17 protein-coding genes and 1 pseudogene are annotated in these 19,043 nt (G+C 67.1%); 12 read left to right on the top strand and 6 right to left on the bottom strand.

Annotated features, from left to right (window positions below; genetic code table 11):
* Positions 1-35 precede the first annotated feature (35 nt).
* The 4 genes and pseudogenes from ACMGFH_RS07570 (at position 36) to ACMGFH_RS07555 (ending at position 4,506) form a co-directional block, all read left to right on the top strand.
* Positions 36-1,193, top strand: a complete 1,158-nt coding sequence (locus tag ACMGFH_RS07570) for an acyl-CoA dehydrogenase family protein (RefSeq protein WP_415382328.1) — start codon at positions 36-38, stop codon at positions 1,191-1,193.
* A 734-nt stretch (positions 1,194-1,927) separates the two neighbouring features.
* Positions 1,928-2,461, top strand: a pseudogene (gene epsC, locus ACMGFH_RS07565) (serine O-acetyltransferase EpsC); the annotation flags it as partial.
* Between the two features lie 238 nt (positions 2,462-2,699).
* A complete protein-coding gene (locus tag ACMGFH_RS07560; RefSeq protein ID WP_415382327.1) occupies positions 2,700-3,302 on the top strand; it encodes a DNA-3-methyladenine glycosylase family protein in 603 nt (200 codons plus the stop codon).
* A gap of 193 nt (positions 3,303-3,495) precedes the next feature.
* Complete coding sequence (locus ACMGFH_RS07555) at positions 3,496-4,506, top strand: transcription initiation factor IIB (RefSeq protein WP_415382325.1); 1,011 nt, start codon at positions 3,496-3,498, stop codon at positions 4,504-4,506.
* 45 nt (positions 4,507-4,551) lie between these two features.
* Here the strand turns inward: ACMGFH_RS07555 and ACMGFH_RS07550 are convergent, their stop codons facing one another.
* On the bottom strand, positions 4,552-5,787 hold the full coding sequence (locus ACMGFH_RS07550; RefSeq protein ID WP_415382324.1) for a twin-arginine translocation signal domain-containing protein: 1,236 nt from the start codon (positions 5,785-5,787) through the stop codon (positions 4,552-4,554).
* A 284-nt stretch (positions 5,788-6,071) separates the two neighbouring features.
* On the opposite strand from ACMGFH_RS07550, the gene ACMGFH_RS07545 reads away from it, so the two are divergent.
* Positions 6,072-6,380 carry a hypothetical protein gene (locus ACMGFH_RS07545; protein WP_415382323.1) on the top strand — a complete coding sequence of 103 codons (309 nt, stop codon included), beginning with the start codon at positions 6,072-6,074 and terminating at the stop codon, positions 6,378-6,380.
* 2 nt (positions 6,381-6,382) lie between these two features.
* Here the strand turns inward: ACMGFH_RS07545 and ACMGFH_RS07540 are convergent, their stop codons facing one another.
* The gene (locus ACMGFH_RS07540; RefSeq protein WP_415382322.1) at positions 6,383-7,726 is read right to left on the bottom strand and encodes a RimK/LysX family protein; all 1,344 of its coding nucleotides are present in this window, start codon (positions 7,724-7,726) and stop codon (positions 6,383-6,385) included.
* A 162-nt stretch (positions 7,727-7,888) separates the two neighbouring features.
* On the opposite strand from ACMGFH_RS07540, the gene ACMGFH_RS07535 reads away from it, so the two are divergent.
* From ACMGFH_RS07535 to ACMGFH_RS07515, 5 genes are all read left to right on the top strand, one after another.
* A complete protein-coding gene (locus ACMGFH_RS07535) occupies positions 7,889-8,947 on the top strand; it encodes a succinylglutamate desuccinylase/aspartoacylase family protein (RefSeq protein WP_415382321.1) in 1,059 nt (352 codons plus the stop codon).
* Positions 8,948-9,207: 260 nt separating this feature from the next.
* Positions 9,208-9,600 carry a succinate dehydrogenase, cytochrome b556 subunit gene (gene sdhC, locus ACMGFH_RS07530; RefSeq protein WP_415382319.1) on the top strand — a complete coding sequence of 131 codons (393 nt, stop codon included), beginning with the start codon at positions 9,208-9,210 and terminating at the stop codon, positions 9,598-9,600.
* 3 nt (positions 9,601-9,603) lie between these two features.
* Entirely contained in the window at positions 9,604-9,969 is a 366-nt protein-coding gene (locus ACMGFH_RS07525; protein WP_415382318.1) for a succinate dehydrogenase hydrophobic membrane anchor subunit, read from the top strand.
* Positions 9,966-10,856 carry a succinate dehydrogenase/fumarate reductase iron-sulfur subunit gene (locus ACMGFH_RS07520; RefSeq protein WP_415382316.1) on the top strand — a complete coding sequence of 297 codons (891 nt, stop codon included), beginning with the start codon at positions 9,966-9,968 and terminating at the stop codon, positions 10,854-10,856. Before ACMGFH_RS07525 ends, ACMGFH_RS07520 begins: the two co-directional genes overlap by 4 nt.
* A gap of 2 nt (positions 10,857-10,858) precedes the next feature.
* Positions 10,859-12,682 carry an FAD-binding protein gene (locus ACMGFH_RS07515; protein WP_415382315.1) on the top strand — a complete coding sequence of 608 codons (1,824 nt, stop codon included), beginning with the start codon at positions 10,859-10,861 and terminating at the stop codon, positions 12,680-12,682.
* A 293-nt stretch (positions 12,683-12,975) separates the two neighbouring features.
* Here the strand turns inward: ACMGFH_RS07515 and ACMGFH_RS07510 are convergent, their stop codons facing one another.
* A complete protein-coding gene (locus ACMGFH_RS07510; protein ID WP_415382314.1) occupies positions 12,976-13,605 on the bottom strand; it encodes a hypothetical protein in 630 nt (209 codons plus the stop codon).
* A gap of 216 nt (positions 13,606-13,821) precedes the next feature.
* Between ACMGFH_RS07510 and ACMGFH_RS07505 the strand changes: the two genes are divergently transcribed.
* Together ACMGFH_RS07505 and ACMGFH_RS07500 are read left to right on the top strand one after the other, a co-directional pair.
* On the top strand, positions 13,822-14,928 hold the full coding sequence (locus tag ACMGFH_RS07505) for a Gfo/Idh/MocA family protein (protein ID WP_415382313.1): 1,107 nt from the start codon (positions 13,822-13,824) through the stop codon (positions 14,926-14,928).
* A gap of 135 nt (positions 14,929-15,063) precedes the next feature.
* The gene (locus ACMGFH_RS07500) at positions 15,064-15,786 is read left to right on the top strand and encodes an alpha/beta hydrolase (protein ID WP_415382312.1); all 723 of its coding nucleotides are present in this window, start codon (positions 15,064-15,066) and stop codon (positions 15,784-15,786) included.
* 9 nt (positions 15,787-15,795) lie between these two features.
* Here the strand turns inward: ACMGFH_RS07500 and ACMGFH_RS07495 are convergent, their stop codons facing one another.
* The 3 genes from ACMGFH_RS07495 to ACMGFH_RS07485 all read right to left on the bottom strand — a co-directional run bounded on the left by ACMGFH_RS07495 (position 15,796) and on the right by ACMGFH_RS07485 (position 18,983).
* Positions 15,796-16,350 (bottom strand): DUF420 domain-containing protein, encoded by a 555-nt coding sequence (locus ACMGFH_RS07495; protein WP_415382311.1) that lies wholly within the window; start codon positions 16,348-16,350, stop codon positions 15,796-15,798.
* 141 nt (positions 16,351-16,491) lie between these two features.
* Entirely contained in the window at positions 16,492-18,759 is a 2,268-nt protein-coding gene (locus ACMGFH_RS07490; protein ID WP_415382310.1) for a CDC48 family AAA ATPase, read from the bottom strand.
* On the bottom strand, positions 18,756-18,983 hold the full coding sequence (locus ACMGFH_RS07485) for a hypothetical protein (RefSeq protein WP_415382309.1): 228 nt from the start codon (positions 18,981-18,983) through the stop codon (positions 18,756-18,758). Before ACMGFH_RS07485 ends, ACMGFH_RS07490 begins: the two co-directional genes overlap by 4 nt.
* Positions 18,984-19,043 lie beyond the last annotated feature (60 nt).

Here is a 19,043-nt window from a genome sequence, read left to right as displayed (position 1 = left end):
AAGCGTTATGTATGGTAACGGGTGACATTTGACACATGGACTTCGCGCTCTCAGACGAGCAGAAACAGGTCCGTGACGAGGTCCGCCGCTTCGCCGAGAACGAGATCGTGCCGGTCGCGACGGAGTACGATACGGAAGAGAAGTTCCCCCACGACCTGGTCGATCAGGCCGCGGAACTGGGACTGGTGGGATCGAACATTCCCCTCGAATACGGCGGCGTCGGCTACGACTACCTGACGAACATCGTCATCGTCGAGGAGCTGTTCGCCGCCGACCCGGGGATCGGCCTCTCCATCTCCTCGGCCGCGTTCGGCGCCGACGCGCTCGTCGAGTTCGGCACCGAGGAGCAAAAAGAGGAGTATCTCCGGCCGGTCGCCGAGGGCGAGGCCATCATGGGCTCGGCCATCAGCGAACCGGACGTGGGATCGGACGTGTCGTCGGTCTCCACGAGTGCGGAGAAAGACGGCGACGAGTGGGTGATCAACGGCAACAAGATGTGGATCACGAACGGGTCGGTCGGCGACTTCTTCGTCGTCCTCTGCAAGACGGACCCCGACGCGGAGGGCCGATACAACGGCTTCTCGCAGATCCTGATCGAGTCCGACCGCGACGGCTTCGAGGCCGAGAAGATCACCGGCAAGCTCGGCATCCGCGCCTCGGACACGGCGGAACTGCTGTTCGACGACGTGCGCGTCCCCGAGGAGAACCTCGTCGGCACCCGCGGCGCCGGCTTCCTCCAGTTGATGCAGTTCTTCGACGAGACCCGCACCGCCGTCGCCGCACAGGGCGTCGGCATCGCTCGCGGCGCCGCCGAGCGGGCGCTCGACTACGCCCAGGAGCGCGAGCAGTTCGGCAAGTCCATCAGCGAGTTCCAGGCCATCCAGCACAAGCTCGCCGATATGCATACCAAGACCGAGGCCGCGCGGCAGCTGACCTACAAGTCCGCCTGGAGCGTCGACCACGCCGACGACCAGCTCACCCAGCTCGCCTCCATGGCCAAGGAGTACGCTTCCCGCGTGGCGGTCGAGGCCGCCGACGAGGCCGTCCAGATCCACGGCGGCGCCGGCTACGTCAACGACTTCGACGTCGAGCGGTTCTACCGCGACGCCAAGATCACCCAGATCTACGAGGGCACCACCGAGATCCAGAAGAACATCATCGCTCGCGAACTGCTGGGCAAAGGTATCGCCTGATCCGGCCACCAGGCGTTTCGTTTCCGGTCACGTCAATGGCTGTGGCGCGCGCTGTCGCGCCCTCCGTGGCGCGACGTAGCCGTGCGAGGGATGAGCATCGCAGCGAACGCAGTGAGCGAGAAGCGCAGTCGGCTGGGGAGGCGTGAGGCTGTCTGCGGTGCAGTTGCGGTCCTGGTGGACTGAAAGGGCGAGACTCGGTCGCGGGGTGTGCGCGGGCCACTATCCGAGGGAGCGTCAGCGACCGAGGATATCCCGCACAGACCGCGCGAGCGGGCCGAGGGCTTTCATCGCTTGTCGTCGTCTGCGGTTCCGACTGCTAGCGAGCGGACCGAGGGCTTTCACCGCATGCTGTCGACTGCTGTTTCGGCTCCTGACGAGCGGGCTGAGGGCGTTCAACTCGCGGGATACCCTGCGGTTGCTCTGACTGCTAGCGAGCGACCCGACGCCTTCTAACACGCACTGTCGAGGACGGTCGAAGCAACTCCGTGCGAGCGATTCCCTGAACCGAGTGACCAGGGAGCAACAGATCGAACGACTCGGGGAGAGTGTCGCACGATTTAAGCCGCTGGGAAATCGAGTGAGAGACATGCACAACGGGCGCTCTCGCTCGTCCGGTCGCACGGGTCCCGACCAGCCGAACAGTGTTCGGCGTCGCTGTTGTTGAGCGCCCGCTCTTTCTCGTTCGCATCGCCCGCTCGACTCACCGACACCGACGACACTCACACCCACACATCATGTTCGACCGACTCCGCGAGGACGTTCGCACAGCCCGCGAGACCGACCCCGCCGCCAGGAGCACCGCCGAGGTGTTCCTCTACGCCGGCCTGCACGCCGTCTGGGCGCACAGGCTGGCCCACTGGCTCTGGACGCGCGACTTCCACTTCACCGCCAGACTGGTCTCCCAACTCACGCGCTTTCTCACCGGGGTGGAGATCCACCCGGGGGCCGAACTCGGGCGGCGAGTCTTCGTAGATCACGGGATGGGCGTCGTGATCGGCGAGACGGCGGAGATCGGTGACGACGTGGCGATGTACCACGGCGTGACGCTCGGCGGTGACGACCCGCGGCCGGTCAAGCGCCACCCGACGGTCGGTGACGGCGTGACGCTCGGCGCCCGGTCGACGCTCGTTGGCGACATCACCATCGGCGACGGCGCGACGGTCGGGGCGGGCGCGGTCGTCGTCGAGGACGTGCCGCCCGGTGCGACCGTGGTCGGCAACCCGGCAAAAGTGGTCGAGCGGGACGGCGACGCGGAAGCGCCAGAGCGCGAACCGACGGCGGACGACGCGGCGGTCGGCGAGACCGGCGCGAGCGGCGATCACGCGACCGAAGCGGGTCGCGCCGACGGCGACGCGGAAGACGCGGCGCCGGCGGAGTCCCCGGCTTGCTGCGGGACGGCCGGGATGAGCGACTGAGGAGACCGTTCTCCCACGCGTCCACTCGGTGTTCGACCCGGATCGGCGCGGTCCGAAACGGCCTTCCCGGACCGGTACTGACTCCCGGGCGATGACAGCGGACCCCATCGAGGCGCTCGCGGCCGACGAGATACTCGGCCAGGCCGTGGCCGAGCACGGCGCCCTCGAACTCGAACCGGCCGAGGACCTCTACGAGCGGCTGGTCGTCTCCCTGATCCGCCAGCAGGTGTCGATGGCGTCGGCGGCGGCCATCCGGGAACGGCTGTTCGACGCCGTCGAAGTCACGCCCGAGGGAATGCTCGCTGCGGACCGCGAGGTCCTCCTCGACGCGGGCCTCTCGCAGGCGAAAGCCGAGTACGTCAGGACCGCGGCGCAGGCGTTCGTCGACCACGGGTGGGACCGCCGGACGTTCGCCGAGATGAGCGACGACGTCGTCAAAGCGGAACTGACGGAGATACACGGGATCGGCCCGTGGACCGCGGACATGTTCCTCATGTTCGGCCTCGGGCGGGAAGACGTCTTTCCGGTCGGCGACCTGGGCATCCGCAAGGGGATGGACCTGCTGTTCGACGCCGAGATGACGCGCGCCGAGATGGTCGACGCCGCCGACCGCTGGCGGCCCTATCGGTCGTACGCGTCGCTGTACATCTGGAACCACTACGAAGGCGGGGAGACCGAAGTCGGCCAGGCCTGATCGCGGACCCGAGTCCACCGACGGGGCGCGTGATCTCAACCGCGAATAAAACGATTTCACATAAACGTTGGCGAAATGTTTAAGTAACTTTCGCCCTTACGATGGGTTAGCAGGGGCGGTTACCGGATTTTACGGTTTTCCCCGTCGGTAGCCCCCGCCCACGCATCCTGCCCTCCACGCAGGGGAGTTCACCATGACAGACACGCGCACCACCACCGGCGAGGCGGAGACTCGCGTATCGGCCCCGGAGACGCGAACCGAGACGGAGAGCGAGTCCCAACGCTCCGCGGAGGAGTCGATCGACGAACGGGTCTGCCCGGAGTGCGCCGGCTCGCTCGTCACCGACGACGCCCGCGGCGAGACGGTCTGCGAGGACTGCGGCCTCGTGGTCGAGGAGGACGAGATCGACCCCGGCCCCGAGTGGCGGGCGTTCAACTCCTCGGAGAAGGACGAGAAATCGCGCGTCGGCGCGCCGACGACGAACATGATGCACGACAAGGGCCTCTCGACGAACATCGGCTGGCAGAACGAGGACGCCTACGGCAACTCGCTGTCCTCGAACCAGCGCCAGAAGATGCAGCGCCTGCGCACCTGGGACGAGCGCTTCCGCACCCGTGACTCGAAAGAGCGCAACCTCAAGCAGGCCCTCGGCGAGATCGAACGCATGGGAAGCGCGCTCGGACTGCCCGAGAACGTCCGCGAGACCGCGTCGGTCATCTACCGCCGCGCCCTCGACGAGGATCTCCTGCCCGGCCGCTCCATCGAGGGCGTCGCGACGAGCGCTATCTACGGCGCCGCGCGCCAGGCCGGCACGCCCCGCAGCATCGACGAAGTCGTGGCCGTCAGCCGCATCGACGAGATGGAGTTCCAGCGGACCTACCGCTACGTCGTCCGCGAACTCGGGCTGCAGATCGAACCCGCCGACCCCGAGAGCTACGTCGGCCGGTTCGCATCGGATCTCGGCCTCTCGGACGAGGCCGAGCGCCGCGCTCGCGAACTGCTCGACACCGCCACGGACCAGCAGGTCCACGTCGGCAAGAGCCCTGTCGGTCTCGCGGCAGCGGCGGTCTACGCCGCGCCGCTGCTCTGCAACGAGAAGGTCACGCAGGCGGAGGTCAGCGAGGTCGCCGACGTCTCCGAGGTGACCATCCGGAATCGCTACCAGGAACTGCTCGAAGCCGCGGACCAGCCCGCAGCCGTGTAGGGCCCCCGATATCACGCCGAAAATGTGTGATATCGTCGATTTTCGTCAGTTCTCGGAGTACTGCACTTCTTTGTCGGCGACTGCGAAGACGAGTTCCGGCGGGTCCGCCGTGGCCCTGTGACCGTGGCTGACGGTCTCGGTGTCTCCGGCGGCGATGGTGGTCTGCTCCTCGGCTTCCGACGTTTTCCCGTCGGCGTTCGTGAGTGACGGTCGGACCGTAAGCGAATCGCCAGTCACGTTCTTTACATCCGCTTTGGCCTCCCAGAGCGAGTAGCCCAGATCGTTCCACTCGACTTCGCCGACGATCTCGACCTGCTCGGTATTTTCAGTGACCGTGAAGGTGGCGTCCGCCGTCGCCGTTTGGCGTTCGTCGTCCTCGACGACCAGGTTGAGGCGGTGATCACCGGGCTGCTCCGGGGTGAGTTCGTATTCCTCGCCGTAGGCGTCGTCGACCTCTTCTCCCTCCCGGAACAGCACCCACTGGTAGTACGTGATCGGGCCACCGTCGGGGTCGCTGGCGTCCGGACGGATGAGGTGGTAATCACCGACGCTGTACTGGTTGAGCACGTTGTCGAGGTCGACGTCCGGCTTCTGGTCTGTCTCCTGAACGATCGGGACGAAGTCGGTCTCCCAGCTCTCCGTCCCGTCTGGCGTCACCCCCTGTAGCGTGACTTTGCGGATGCCGTCGCCGGAGAAGGTGTGGGTGATCTCCTTCCCCTCGTACTCGACGACGTCATCGTAGACCCGATGGATTGACCACTCGTAGCTTTCGATCTCCATGTCGGGGGTGCCGTTGTTCGCCGTCAGCGTGACCTCCTCTCCGTCGTCGATCGGGCCGTCGATGCCGTTGATGTTGACGATCGGCCACTGGTCGTCCGACTCGTGGACCGTCCGGATCCATTTGACCGAGTTATACCGGTCGTCCGGGGTTCTGACGCCCAGGTTCACGTACCAGTGACCCGGCTCGTCGAAGGTCACGGAGAAGTCCTCGTCCATGCCGGTGTAGTCCGTGGTCTCGTCGTCGGCGCCGGTGTGCTGGACGGTCCAGATGTGGGAGTCGATCCCCTCCCCGGCAGGGTCGTACGAGTCGGACCCGTCGAGAGTCACTTCCTTCCCGAGGCCGGGATTCTTCGGGTCGACGTCCAGCACCGGGATCGGCCCGTCTGTGGCCGCCGCGCTGGAACCTACGACTGTCGCACCGCCAGCCAGTGCGGCCCCCGTCGCGCCGAGCGTCTTGATCACGTCACGCCGCGTCCGATTCAAGTCATCTCCTCTGAACATCAAGATGTCATGGTGTTTGATTGAACTTAATTGTTGTCTTCTACCTGAATTGTAATTACTGGTAGGACAATACTTCTATGTACTCAACCGTGAGATCAGTACTACATCGGCCCGAATGCGGATTACTCGTTGATTCCGTATCGAAAACATCCATTTACGCCAATCGGCGTCCCCGTGACCTAAACCGACGGCCCCCGTCTCTCCGACGTGCACAGCGAATCTCGCGCCCCGTCGATCGCGTCGGAGGCATCGACCAGTGGCAGTCCGCCCACGGAGCTCCACTCGTGATCGACGATTCGGCCGACTCGGAACGGCCGCTCGCCGAACTCGTCGACGAGATTCACGAAGAGCTGTCTGCGACCGAAGAGCGACCGGTCGAACGCGAAGCGAGCCGCTGGATCGGCGAGGCGCAAGCGGTCGCCGGCGACGCCACGGATCTGGCTGCGACGGAGGGGTCAGCGGACGTCGTTCGCGAGCGCGTCGGCCACGTCGCGGACCTGCTCGACAACGTCGAGACGACCGGGGACGCAGACGCGGACGAACGGGTCGAACGCGCTCGGGAACTCGCGGAGCGGGTCGGAGAGTCGCAGTAGCGCTACTCCTCGGACTCGATCTCGGGGTCGGACTCGCGGTCGGCCTTGCGGCTCACGTCGACCTGGTAGTCGCCGAGGATGTCGCGGCCGAGGATGACGGGGTAGTTCATGTGGCTGCGATCTTCGACGCTGGCGGTGACGGTGTGGCGGGTGCCGCCGACGCCGACGACCACGTCCACGAGCGGTCGGCTCTTCGAGCTCTTCGACGAGCCCGAACGGACCTTCGTGATCGACTTGATCGGGCCGGCGCCGATGTTTGCGGCGAGTTGCGTGTCGATGCTCGTCCGGGTCGCGCCGGTGTCGGACTTGGCGACGACCGACTCGGAGCCCTTCGTCCCGCTGATGAGGACCTCTTCGGTGTAGCCGATGACGAGCGGGTCGGACGACCCCGAGGAGACCGCCGGCGGCTTACACGCCGGCACGGAGTCGTCGAGGAAGCCCGCGAGTTCCTGCACGCGTTGGTCGTCCACTTCGCCGCCCACCCGTTCGATCGCGAGCTTCGCGATGTGGGGCGCGGGGCTGGTCCCCGTGGCCTCGTAGAGGCCCTTGAACCCGGCCGTCGGGTTCACTTCGAGGACGTACCAGCCGTCGTCGCCTTCCATGAGGTCGACCCCGGCGTAGTCGAGGCCGACCGCCTCGACGGCGGTCTTGGCGGTCTGGACGACCTCGTCGGGCACGTCCCCGGTGGCGTCCTCGACGCGGCCGCCGAGCGCGACGTTGGTGCGCCACTCGTTCTCGGGCGCGTAGCGGAACATCGACCCGACGACCTCGCCGTCGACGACGTAGACGCGGAGGTCGCGGGTCGGCACGTCGTCGCGCTCCAGGAGTTTCTGGAGGAACGCGTAGCGGTTGCCGACGCGCGCGTTGACGCGCTCGGTCGCGTCGACCTTCCAGGTGCCGCCGCCGTTGGTCCCGATGGCCGTCTTGTAGACCGCCTCCTGGCCGAACGACTCGCGTTCGAGGTTGAGTCGCTCCGAGGAGAGCGCCAGCAGCGCGTCGGGGACCTGCACGTCCGCGTCCGAGAGCGCGACCGCCGAGGCCACCTTGTGCATCGACGTGAGCGTCTTCGCGGGCTCGTTGAGCATCGGACAGAGCTGTTCGAGCGTGTTCGCCAGCCCCATCTCCTCGCAGGGCTCGGTCGATTTCGAAAGCAGGAGTCGGTTCGCGATCACGTCCACGTCGGGTTCGAGAACCGGCTCGGAGCCCTCGATCCGCATCGTGGTGTTCTCGCGGCGGAGCCACTTGGGGTCGTGGCCCAGGTCGTCGACGGCGTTCAGTATCGCCTTGGTCTCCTTGCTGTTGTGGAGACTCAACACCCCCACCGAGACGGAGTCAGAAGTCGCCATACCGGAACCACTCGACGGTGGCCGAAAGAACTGACGGTCGCTCTCTCGCCGTCTCGCCCCCGATCTGACGGCTATCCGACGAGAACGGGGGCGCCCTCGCCCCGGTATCAGCTCGGCGAGCGGGGTCGCCACACGTTTCAACCCCCGGCCGTAGAGGCAGGTATGGACGAGGCCGAGCCGTTCACCTACGACGGCGGTCGGGTCGACCCCGGTGAGACGGCCAACGTGCGGTACTCCGTCAGCGAGACCTATCTCGGCGATCCGGTCAGGATCCCCGTCACCATCGTCAACGGGGCCGAACCCGGCCCGACGGCGTTTCTCAGCGCCGCCTCTCACGGCGACGAACTCAACGGCGTCGAAGTTGTCCGTGAGGTCGCCCACGAGTGGGACCTCGACGACCTCCGCGGGACGCTCATCTGTCTGCCGGTGCTGAACGTCCCCGGATTCATCGCCCAGGAGCGGTACCTCCCTGTCTACGACCGCGACCTCAACCGGTCGTTCCCCGGCAAGGAGGGGTCGACCAGCGCCAAGCGGATGGCCCAGCGGATCTTCGACAACTTCGTCAGGCCCTGCGACCTGGGGATCGACTTCCACACCTCCACCCGCGGGCGGACGAACATGCTCCACGTCCGCGCGAACATGGACGATCCGTCGGTCGAGCGCGTGGCGCGGGCGTTCGCCTCGAACGTGATCATCGACAACGAGGGGTCCGAGGGCACGCTCCGCCGCGAGGCGAGCGAACGCGAGACCCCGACGATCACCGTCGAGATGGGCGAAGCCCACCGTTTCCAGCGCTCGCTCATCGACCGCGCCCTCGTCGGCGCCGAGAGCGTCCTCGCGGAGTTCGGCCTCCTGCCCACCGAACGCGTCCGCTGGCCCGGCTGGCGCACCGTCATCGAGGGCTCCGACGAGAAGACCTGGCTGCGGGCCGACGCCGGCGGTCTCGTCGACATGCACGAGGAACGGGGAGGGGTCGTCCGCGAGGGCGAGACCATCTGTACCATCGCGAACCCGTTCAAGACCGAAACGGCGCGCGTCGAGGCGCCGTTCACCGGGCTGCTCGTCGGCGTGCTGGAGAATCCCGTCGTCTACCCGGGCAACCCGCTCTGCCACCTCGTGAAACTCGACGCGAAGACGCTGGACGCCATCGAGCGCAACGGCGGCGTCAACGGGACCGCCGAACGCGCCGAGTCCCACGACGACGTGACGGCCGCCGAGTAGGCGCGCGCGCCGACGGATCGGTCCACGGCCGCCACGTAGCTGCCCCCGCGCTCGCCCCGCGCATCCCCCGCGCCCGCCGTCCGCGAACCCCGCTCCCGCCGGCTGTGACAACGCTTTTTCACGACGGTCGCGATCGATCCCGGAAAATGGGGAAATACCGACCGAAACCGGCCAGTCGTGGACGGCTGTGAACGTGTTCGGCGGCCGAAACGGGTCGGTGTAGAAACTACTATACCCCCCGCCGCCTTTGCGCCCGGTGTATGAGCGAGACGTACGACCGCGGGGCGGTCGAGGACTTCGGCCGGTGGCGGGAGTTCCAGCCGGGCATGTGGGCCTGGATCTTCCACAAGTTCACCGGCTGGGTGCTCATCGGCTATCTCTTTACGCACATAGCCGTGTTGAGCACGGCGACCGCCAGCGATCCGACCGTGTACACGAACACGCTCCAGGGACTCGAGGAACTGCTCGTCGTTCGCCTTCTGGAGGTCGGCCTGCTGTCGGTGGCCGTCTTCCACATTCTCAACGGCGTGCGACTGCTGTTCGTCGACCTCGGGTTCGGACTGGAGAACCAGGACAAGAGCTTCTACGCGTCGCTCGTCGTGACGGCCGCCATCGTCGTCGCGAGCGTGCCGACGTTCCTCGCGGGGGTGTGATCGATGGCCGAACACTACTCCTCGTTCGAGCGCGGCGGCACCAAGTGGCTCCTCCAGCGGCTGACCGCTGTCTTCCTGATCGGCGTTCTCGCCTTCCACTTCTTCCTCCTGCACTTCGTCAACCACGCCGCGGAGATCACCTTCGCCGGCACCCAGGCGCGGATGAGCCAGGTCGGCTACTTCGCGACGATGTGGCTGTTCCTCGTCACCGCGACCTTCCACGGTGTCAACGGCGTCTACAACGCCCTGATCAACCAGGGACTGACGGGCACCCGGAAGAAGGCAGTCGGGGCCGTTTTGACGCTGGCGAGCCTAGCACTGATCGTTCAGGGAACCCGCGTGGCGCTCGCGATGACTGACCTACTATGAGTACGCAAATCGAACACGAGGAGACCGAGGAAGAGACCGAGGCGGACGCGGCCACAGAGGCCGAACAGCCCCACCAGGAGCGCCGCCTCTCGGAGAAGAAGGCCCGCGCCGAGGCCCGAGAGCGCGAAGAACAGGCACGCGAGGAGGTTCGAGACGCGGAGAACACCGTCCAGATCAAGGTGTTCCGCTACGACCCCGAGGTCGAGGGCAAAGAAGAGCCCCGCTTCGACGACTTCTCGGTCCCCTTCTTCAAGGGGATGACCGTCCTCGACGCGCTCATCTACGCCCGAGACCACTACGACTCCTCGCTCACCTTCCGCCACTCCTGTCGACAGGCCGTCTGTGGCTCCGACGCCCTGTTCGTCAACGGCCAGCAGCGACTCGGCTGCAAGACCCAGATGGCGGACCTCGAAGACCCGGTCCGCATCGAGCCGCTCCCCCACCAGGACGTGGTCAAGGACCTCGTCGTGGACATGGAGCACTTCTACGAGCAGATGCACGCCGTCGAGCCGTACTTCCAGCCCGACGAGCTTCCCGAGGGCGAGCGCGAGGAACAGCGCCAGTCCCCCGAGAACCGCGAGAAGGTCAAGATGTCGACGCGCTGTATCTGGTGCGGCGCTTGCATGTCCTCGTGTAACATCGCCGCGGGCGACAACGAGTACCTCGGCCCGGCGGCCATCAACAAGGCCTACCGGTTCGCGATGGACGAACGCGAGGGCGAGATCCAGAAGGAAGACCGCCTTGAGATCATCGAGCAGGAACACGGCGTCTGGCGCTGCCAGACCCAGTTCTCCTGCACCGAGGTGTGCCCCAAGGACATCCCGCTGACCGAGCACATCCAGGAACTGAAACGCGAAGCAGTCAAGTCGAACCTCAAATTCTGGTAACTATGCACGAACACGACGTACTCGTCGTCGGCGCCGGCGGCGCCGGCCTGCGAGCAGCGATCGAGGCCCACGAGGAGGGAGCCGACGTGGCCATGGTCACGAAGCTCCACCCCGTCCGGTCCCACACGGGGGCCGCGGAGGGCGGCATCAACGCCGCGCTCCACCCCGAGGACTCCTGGGAACTGCACGCCTACGACACGATGAAGGGGTCGGACTACCTCGGGGACGCCCCCGCGGTCGAGACCTTCGCGCAAGACGCCCCGGACGAGGTCATCCAGCTCGAACACTGGGGCATGCCCTTCTCCCGCGAGGAGGACGGCACGGTCTCCCAGCGCCCGTTCGGCGGGCTGAGCCACCCGCGCACGACCTACGCCGGCGCCGAGACCGGCCACCACCTGCTCCACACGATGTACGAGCAGGTCGTCAAGCGAGGCATCACCGTCTACGAGGAACAGCAGGTCCTCGACCTGGCGGTCACCGACCACGACGACGTCGAGGACCGCGAGTGTCACGGCGTCGTCGCCTACGACATCGCGAGCGGCGAGATCAAGGGCTACCGCGCCACCAACGGCGTCATCCTCGCCACCGGCGGCCCCGGCCAGGTGTTCGACCACACCACCAACGCCGTTGCCAACACCGGCGACGGCTACGCGATGGCCTACCGCGCCGGCGTCCCGCTGGAGGACATGGAGTTCGTCCAGTTCCACCCCACCACGCTCCCGTCGACGGGTGTCCTCATCTCCGAGGGGGTCCGCGGCGAGGGCGGCATCCTTTACAACGGGGACGAGGAGCGGTTCATGTTCGAGCACGGCTACGCGAACAACGAGGGCGAACTCGCCTCCCGCGACGTGGTCTCCCGGGCGGAGCTGACGGAGATCAACGCCGGTCGCGGTATCGAAGACGAGTACGTCCACCTCGACATGCGCCACCTCGGCGAGGAGCGCATCCTCGACCGTCTGGAGAACATCCTCCACCTCGCGGAGGACTTCGAGGGCGTCGACGGTCTCGACGAGCCGATGCCTGTCAAGCCCGGCCAGCACTACCAGATGGGCGGCGTTGAGGTCGACGAGAACGGCCACACCTGCATCGACGGCCTCTACGCCGCCGGCGAGACGGCCTGCGTCTCCCTGCACGGCGGCAACCGCCTCGGCGGCAACGCACTGCCGGAACTCCTCGTGTTCGGCGCGCGCGCCGGCAAGCACGCCGCCGGTGGCGACATGAAGGAAGCCGAGATCCAGACCGGCCCGAGCGCCGAGAGCGAGGCCGGTGAGATCCCCGAAGGCGTCGAGGTCGGCGCCGTCGGGTCCACCGACGAGAGCGTCGCCGCCGACGGTGCCGCGGTCGACGCCCAGTCGGTCGTCGAGTCGGAGGTCGAGCGCCAGCGCGAACGCGTCGAGCGCCTCCTCGAAGACGAGGGCATCAACCACGCCCACGTCCGCGACGACATCCAGGAGACGATGACGGCCAACGTCAACGTGTTCCGCCGCGAGGAGAACCTCAAGGACGCCCTCGCGGACATCCGCGAGGCCCGCGAGCGCTACCAGCACGTCGCCGCGTCGGACCCCTCGCGCACCTACAACACCGACCTGATGCACACGATGGAGACCCGCAACATCATCGACGTCGCCGAGGCCATCACCGTCGGGGCCCTCGCCCGCGAGGAGTTCCGCGGCGCCCACTGGCGCGAGCAATACCAGTTCCGCGACGACGAGAACTGGCTCAAACACACCCTGCTCGCCTGGAACGACGGCAACCCGCGCCTGTACTACAAGCCCGTCCTCCTCGAAGGCGAGAAGGAGTACGAGCCGAAAGAACGGTCCTACTAAACCATCTAGTTTCCAGCTTTTTCGCTCGGGGGTCGCCTGTGGCGACCCCCGAGCCAAAAACATGGGTGAAAAAGGCCGGAACCTCGCTTCGCTCGGTTCCGGTATCCGCAGGAGTGAGCACCGCGAACGACTGTGGGCTCGTCAGAGCTCCGCTCGGCGTATGCTAGACTACCACTGATTCTCCACGCAGCTATCAGCACTGCCGCTCAGGCTATGGCGCCACGATCACCCACAGGAAACGGTCGGTTCTGCGTTCCGGAACCCCACGTCACGGAACTACCTCGTCTCGGCCGCTACTCCTCGTCGTCTTCGTCGACTTCGCTTCCCGCGTCCTCGGCTTCGTCCTCGCTCTCCTCGACGATCCAGTCCTCGCGGACCCGCTTGGTCCCCGAGTCCGTCTCGATGATGAGGATGTTGTAGTCCTCGGTCCCGGTCTTGACGCCGGTGACCGTCCCGCTGCTGGTGCCGTAGACCGACGAGTCGGGGCCCGCGACGTGGAACGTGACCTCTTCACCGCGCTCGACGGGGACGTCGCCGAACCCGACCGGGGAGCGGGGCACCGAACGCCCGCCGCCGCGGTACAGCGGCTGGGTCTGACCGGTGGCTCCGTCCGAGGATGCATCGGCGCTCGCCTCGCCGTCGGCCTCTCCGGTCCGCTGGCCGAACCCGCACCGTTTGGTCTCCTCGATGACGATCTGCTCGACCGTCAGCGTCGGGTGGGTCCGCTTCCACTCCTCGAGCGCGGTCTCGATCCGGGTGGCCGTGAGGTCGTCGCGAGCCTTCACGTCGATCTCGAAGGACCTGATGGACCGCTCGCCGGTCCGGGACTCGCAGATGACTCTGGCCTCGAAGACGCTCTCGGACCTGTTCTTCGCCTGTCTCTCGTACTCAAATTCGGATCCGTCGACAGTTATCGTAGGCATGTCGATAGCTCAGCTGTTGTAACGTTGGTGAGAAGTCAGTGATATATCTTATTGAACTCGTCTGGTACGACGGCCGATTCTGGTAACTGACACCACCATTTCCCGTGACAGTTTCGCCCGATCGCCGGCTCGATCTACCACTATCGGGCTACACATAGACTGTGCGTGACGAAATCGACCGAAAGAGGCTTCTGCGCGTTCTGACTCTGGACGGGCATGACCGAAACGGTCGCAGTCATCGGAACGGGACCGGACCCGGAGAACCCCACCGTCGAGGGGTTCGCGATGGGGTATCGCCACGCCGAGTCGTTCGAGAACCAGCCCGACTGCGAGGTCGTCGCCTGCGCCGACATCGTCCCCGAGAACGGGGAAGCGTTCGCGCGGGCGTTCGAACTCCCCGACGAACACGTCTTCGAGGACTACCAGGCCATGCTCGACGCGGTCGAGCCCGATATCGTCACCGTCGCGGTACCGCCGCAGATCCACGAGGACGTCGTGGTCGACTGCGCCCGCAGCGGCGTCGTCTCCGCGATCCACGCCGAGAAGCCGATGGCTCACACCTGGGGCTCGGCCCAGCGGATGGCCCAGGCCTGTTGGCGCCGCGACGTCCAGCTCACTTTCAACCGCCAGCGCCGCTTCGGGAAGCCCTTCCGCGAGGCCAGGCGCATGATCGACGACGGCGAGATCGGCGACCTGCAGCGCGTCGAGACCACCTGGAGCGACCTCTACGACACCGGCGCGCACACCATCGACCTGACGGGTATGTTCGCCGGCGAGGCCGAACCCGCCTGGGTCATCGCCCAGATCGACTACCGCGAGGAGGACGTCCGCTTCGGGATGCACCAGGAGAACCAGGCCTGGGCGCTCTGGGAGTACGAGACGGGCGTCCAGGGGGTCATCTCCGGCGGGACGGGAAGCGGCTTCGCCGACGCCGCGCACGTCCTCCGCGGGACGGACGGGGAGATCCGCATCGACAGCGAGACGGGCAACATGCTGGAGATCCGCCGGGCGGGCGACGGCGACTGGCAGGCCGTCGACGTGGACGGCGAGCACCTCCACGGGACGGACGCCGACGACGGTCGGTACGGCAGCGAGTACATCGACCGCGCCGCCGCGGAAGTGCTCGCCGCGCTCCGCGAGGGTCGCGAGTCCGAACTCGGGGCGAGAAACGGCCTCAAGACGGCCGAGATAATCTTCGGCGCCTACGAGTCGGCCCGCAAGCGCGGCCGCGTCGACTTCCCGCTGGAGGCCGAGGACAACGCGTTCGAGGCGCTCGTCGCGGCCGGCGACCTCGAAGTCGACTCCGACGAGAGCGACGACTGAGCGAGCACCGAGCGACGAGCGGGACCGAGCGCCGAACGACGAGCGAAACCGAGCGCCAGGAGGCGACCACGCACGAACGCCCGGAGCGGCCGACCGGCCCCGAACTTTTGTGGCACCGCTCCCCAGTCGTTGCGCATGGAGTTCACGGAGTTCGGCGACGGCGACGAGCGCGTCCTCTTCGTCCTCGGGTGGGGGAACAGAGCGCACCACGAGAACGTCCGCTGGCTGGTCGACGAACTGGTCGCCGCGGGCTACACGGTCGACGTCGGGACGATCCCCGACCACGGGGACGACTTCGACGCCCAGTACGTCCGGCCAACCCAGCGCCGCCACGACGCGACCGACCCGGACAGGGTCCTCTCGCACAGTACCGGCGGGCTGGTCGCGGCTCACCTCGACTCGGCGGCGCCGCGCGTCTACCTGAGCCCCTGGTGGGGCATGGCCGGCGAGTCCGGTCCGCTCCAGCGGTTGCTGGTCTCGCTGCCGACCGCTCGACCGATCATCCCGGTCCCGATGGACGACGACGCGCTCGGGGACCTCGCGACCGAGGACCAGCTCTCGGACGGGCCCGACAGGATCGCGCCGGCGTTCCTGCGGACGGTCGCCGACGCGCAGGAACGGCTTCCGAACTTCCGCGAGGACAGCGTCGTCTTCTGCTCGCTCACGGACAGCGTCGTCGGCGTGGACGCCATCGGCGAGCACGCCCCCGCCGAGCGGATCGTCCTCTACGACGGCGGCCACGAGTTCTTCACGTCCGGGTCGCGCGACCGGACCCTCGAGTGGGTGCTCGCCGCGCTCGCCGACGGGCCCGACGCGCTGGCTGGGCCGGTCCGCGTTGATCCGTCCCGCCCCGAGTGAGCGGGGCGCTCAGAACAGGACGTACAGCATGAGATAGACGACGACGCCGAGCGTGAAGGAAACGAGCCACAGCGCCGCGGCGACGCGACCGACGGTCGGGTGACGGGTGCCGGGCAGTTCCGCGACGGAGTGGGTGAGCGCCAGCAGGAGGACGTAGATGACCAGCGGGACGCAAACGACGGCGAGGACGATGTGGATGCCCAGGACGGCGGGATAGATCACGCCCTCGACCAGCGGGGGCCCGCTGAACTCCGACGGGCCGAGGATGGCGACGCGGTAGAGGTACGCCACGAGGAACAGCGCGAACAGCGCGGTGGTGGCGAGCATGGCCGCGCGGTGTCGGGCCACGTCGCCGCGGCGGATCGCCCGCCAGCCGACGACGATGGCGCCGACGGCCGTTGCGCTAACGACGGCGTTGACGTGGGGGATCGCGTGTAGCACCGCGTCGGGCGCCCGCGGGAGGAGCGCCTGCGGGATGACCTGGAGCGCCGCTGCGAACACGAGCGCCAGCGCCGCGACCGAGAGGATGCCCGACACCGCCGGGACGTGCTCCCTGACGTTCATCGCCCGAAACTGCGGACTCGACGGTCAATGGCGTTGCGCTTCGGAGTCGCCGCGACCGACAGCCCGGGCGGTGCCGTCGCTGCCGGGTACGGAACCGCGAAAAACGACCGCGGTGAAACGACCGCGGACTGCGACCGGTCGTCAGTGGAAGGTGCGGCCGACTTCCTTCTCCTCCACCTCGGCTTCGCCGGGACCGAAGCGCTCCTCGATCTCCTCGTAGCGCTCCTTGGTCTCCTCGTCGACGCTCGGGGTGACCTCGTTGAGCGCGTGCTCGAAGTGGTCCATCGTGACCTTCACGTTGCGGACGGAGTCGTCGATGTCCTCGGGGTCGACGCTCGCGATGAACTCGCGGGTCGCGGCCATCGAGGCCTCGCGGGTGACCGCTTCGATGTCGGCGCCGACGTAGCCCTCGGTGCGGCTCGCCAGTTCGTCGAGGTCCACGTCGTCCGCGAGCGGCTTGTCGCGGGTGTGGACTTCGAGGATCTTCCGGCGCGCGTCCTCGTCGGGCACGGGCACGTGGACGTGCCTGTCGAGTCGACCCGGGCGCAGCAGCGCGGAGTCGATGAGGTCCGGACGGTTGGTCGTCGCGATGACCACCACGTCCTCCAGCTCTTCGAGCCCGTCGAGCTCCGTCAGGAGCTGCGAGACGACGCGCTCGCCGACGCCGGAGTCGGTGGTGTTACCGCCGCGTTCGCCCGCGATGGAGTCGATCTCGTCGAAGAACACCACGGTGGGTGCGTTCGCGCGAGCCTTCTCGAACACCTCGCGGACGCCCTTCTCGGACTCGCCCACGAACTTGTTCAGCAGTTCGGGACCCTTGATCGAGATGAAGTTCGACTGGGCCTCGTTGGCGATGGCCTTGGCGAGCAGGGTCTTCCCGGTGCCCGGCGGGCCGTACATGAGGACGCCCTTCGCGGCCTCCATGTCCATGGCCTCGAACACCTCGGGGTAGTCCAGCGGCCACTGGATCGTCTCGCGGAGGCGCTCTTTCGTGTCTTCGAGCCCGCCGACCTGGTCCCAGGTCACGTCGGGCACTTCGACGAACACCTCGCGCAGGGCCGAGGGCTCGATCCCCTTCAGCGCCTGCTTGAAGTCGTCTTCCGTGACTTCCAGGTGTTCGAGCACCTCGGCGTCGATCTGGTCGGACTCGAGGTCGAGTTCCGGCCGGATGCGCCGGAGCGCGTTCATCGCCGACTCCTTGGCCAGCGACTCGAGGTCCGCGCCGACGAAGCCGTGCGTGCTCTCGGCGTACTGGTCGAGGTCGATGCCCTCGACGAGCGGCATCCCGCGGGTGTGAACCTGCAGTATCTCCTTGCGGCCGTTCTTGTCCGGGACGCCGATCTCGATCTCGCGGTCGAAGCGACCGCCGCGGCGCAGGGCGGGGTCGACGGCGTCGACGCGGTTGGTCGCGCCGATGACGATGACCTGCCCGCGCGATTCGAGGCCGTCCATCAGGCTCAGGAGCTGGGCGACGACGCGGCGCTCCACGTCGCCCTGGGTCTCACCGCGCTTGGGCGCGATGGAGTCGATCTCGTCGATGAAGACGATGGCGGGCGAGTTCTCCTCGGCCTCGTCGAAGATCTCGCGGAGCTGCTCCTCGCTCTCCCCGTAGTACTTCGACATGATCTCCGGCCCGGAGATGTCGGTGAAGTACGCGTCGATCTCGTTGGCCACCGCTTTCGCCATGAGCGTCTTCCCGGTGCCGGGCGGCCCGTGGAGCAGGACGCCCTTCGGCGGCTCGATGCCGAGCGTCTCGAACAGCTCCGGGTGGCGCATCGGCAGTTCGATCATCTCGCGGACCTGTTCGAGCTCGTCGTCCAGGCCGCCGATGTCCTCGTACGTGATGTCGGGGGCGCCGCCCGCCTCGGCGGGGCCGGCGCCCTCCTGGATCTGCTCGGCGGGCTTCTCTGCCACGTCGACCTCCGTCGAGTCCGTGACGACCACGGTGCCCGAGGGATCGGTCTCGGCGATCTTCAGCGGGATCTTCTGGCCGCTCATCGAGGAGAGCGGACCGAGCCCGAAGCTGACGGGCACGGTCTGGCCCTCCGTGACGGCCTGACCGCTGAGGTTGTTCCGGATCATCGGACCGACGTTCCCGCGAACGCGGAGGTTCTGCGGGAGCGCGACGCTGACTCGCGTCGCGGGCTTCACGTCGGCCTTCTCGACGTCGACGTTGTCGTCGATACCGACGTCCGCCTCCTGGCGGAGGCGCCCGTCGATGCGGATGACGCCGCGGCCCTCGTCCTCGGGGTAGCCGGGCCAGACGCGCGCGACCGCGCGGGACTCCTTCCCCTCGATGACGATGTAGTCGCCGTTCTCCAGGTCGAGTTCGGCCATCGCCGCCCGGTCGATGGCGGCGAGTCCGCGACCCGCGTCCTTCTGTTTCAGGGGCTTGACAGTGAGTCTCATGCGTTCACCTCGATGGTGAGGACGCCGTTGCGGATAAACGCTTGCGCGTCTCCAGCAAGGTCCAGATCGTACTGCTCGTCGTCCACGACGACGATGACCGCGTCGTCGAGTACGTCTACGGACGCGTCCCGGCCCGGACCGATGTCCGCCGCCAGCACGGTCTCGTCGCCGTAGTCGTACCGACGCAGACCGACGTCGTCAGCCAGCTGCTGTTTTCCAGTCATACTAACTCGTAGTTAGCTAGATAAGTATATAAATCTAACGGTGGAACACTTAAAGAACTC

It is taken from the genome of Halosimplex rarum, from assembly GCF_047715405.1.
Classification (GTDB): domain Archaea; phylum Halobacteriota; class Halobacteria; order Halobacteriales; family Haloarculaceae; genus Halosimplex; species Halosimplex rarum.
The sequence above is the reverse complement of the archived record's forward strand: the minus strand, read 5'-3'. Positions and strand labels throughout refer to the sequence as shown.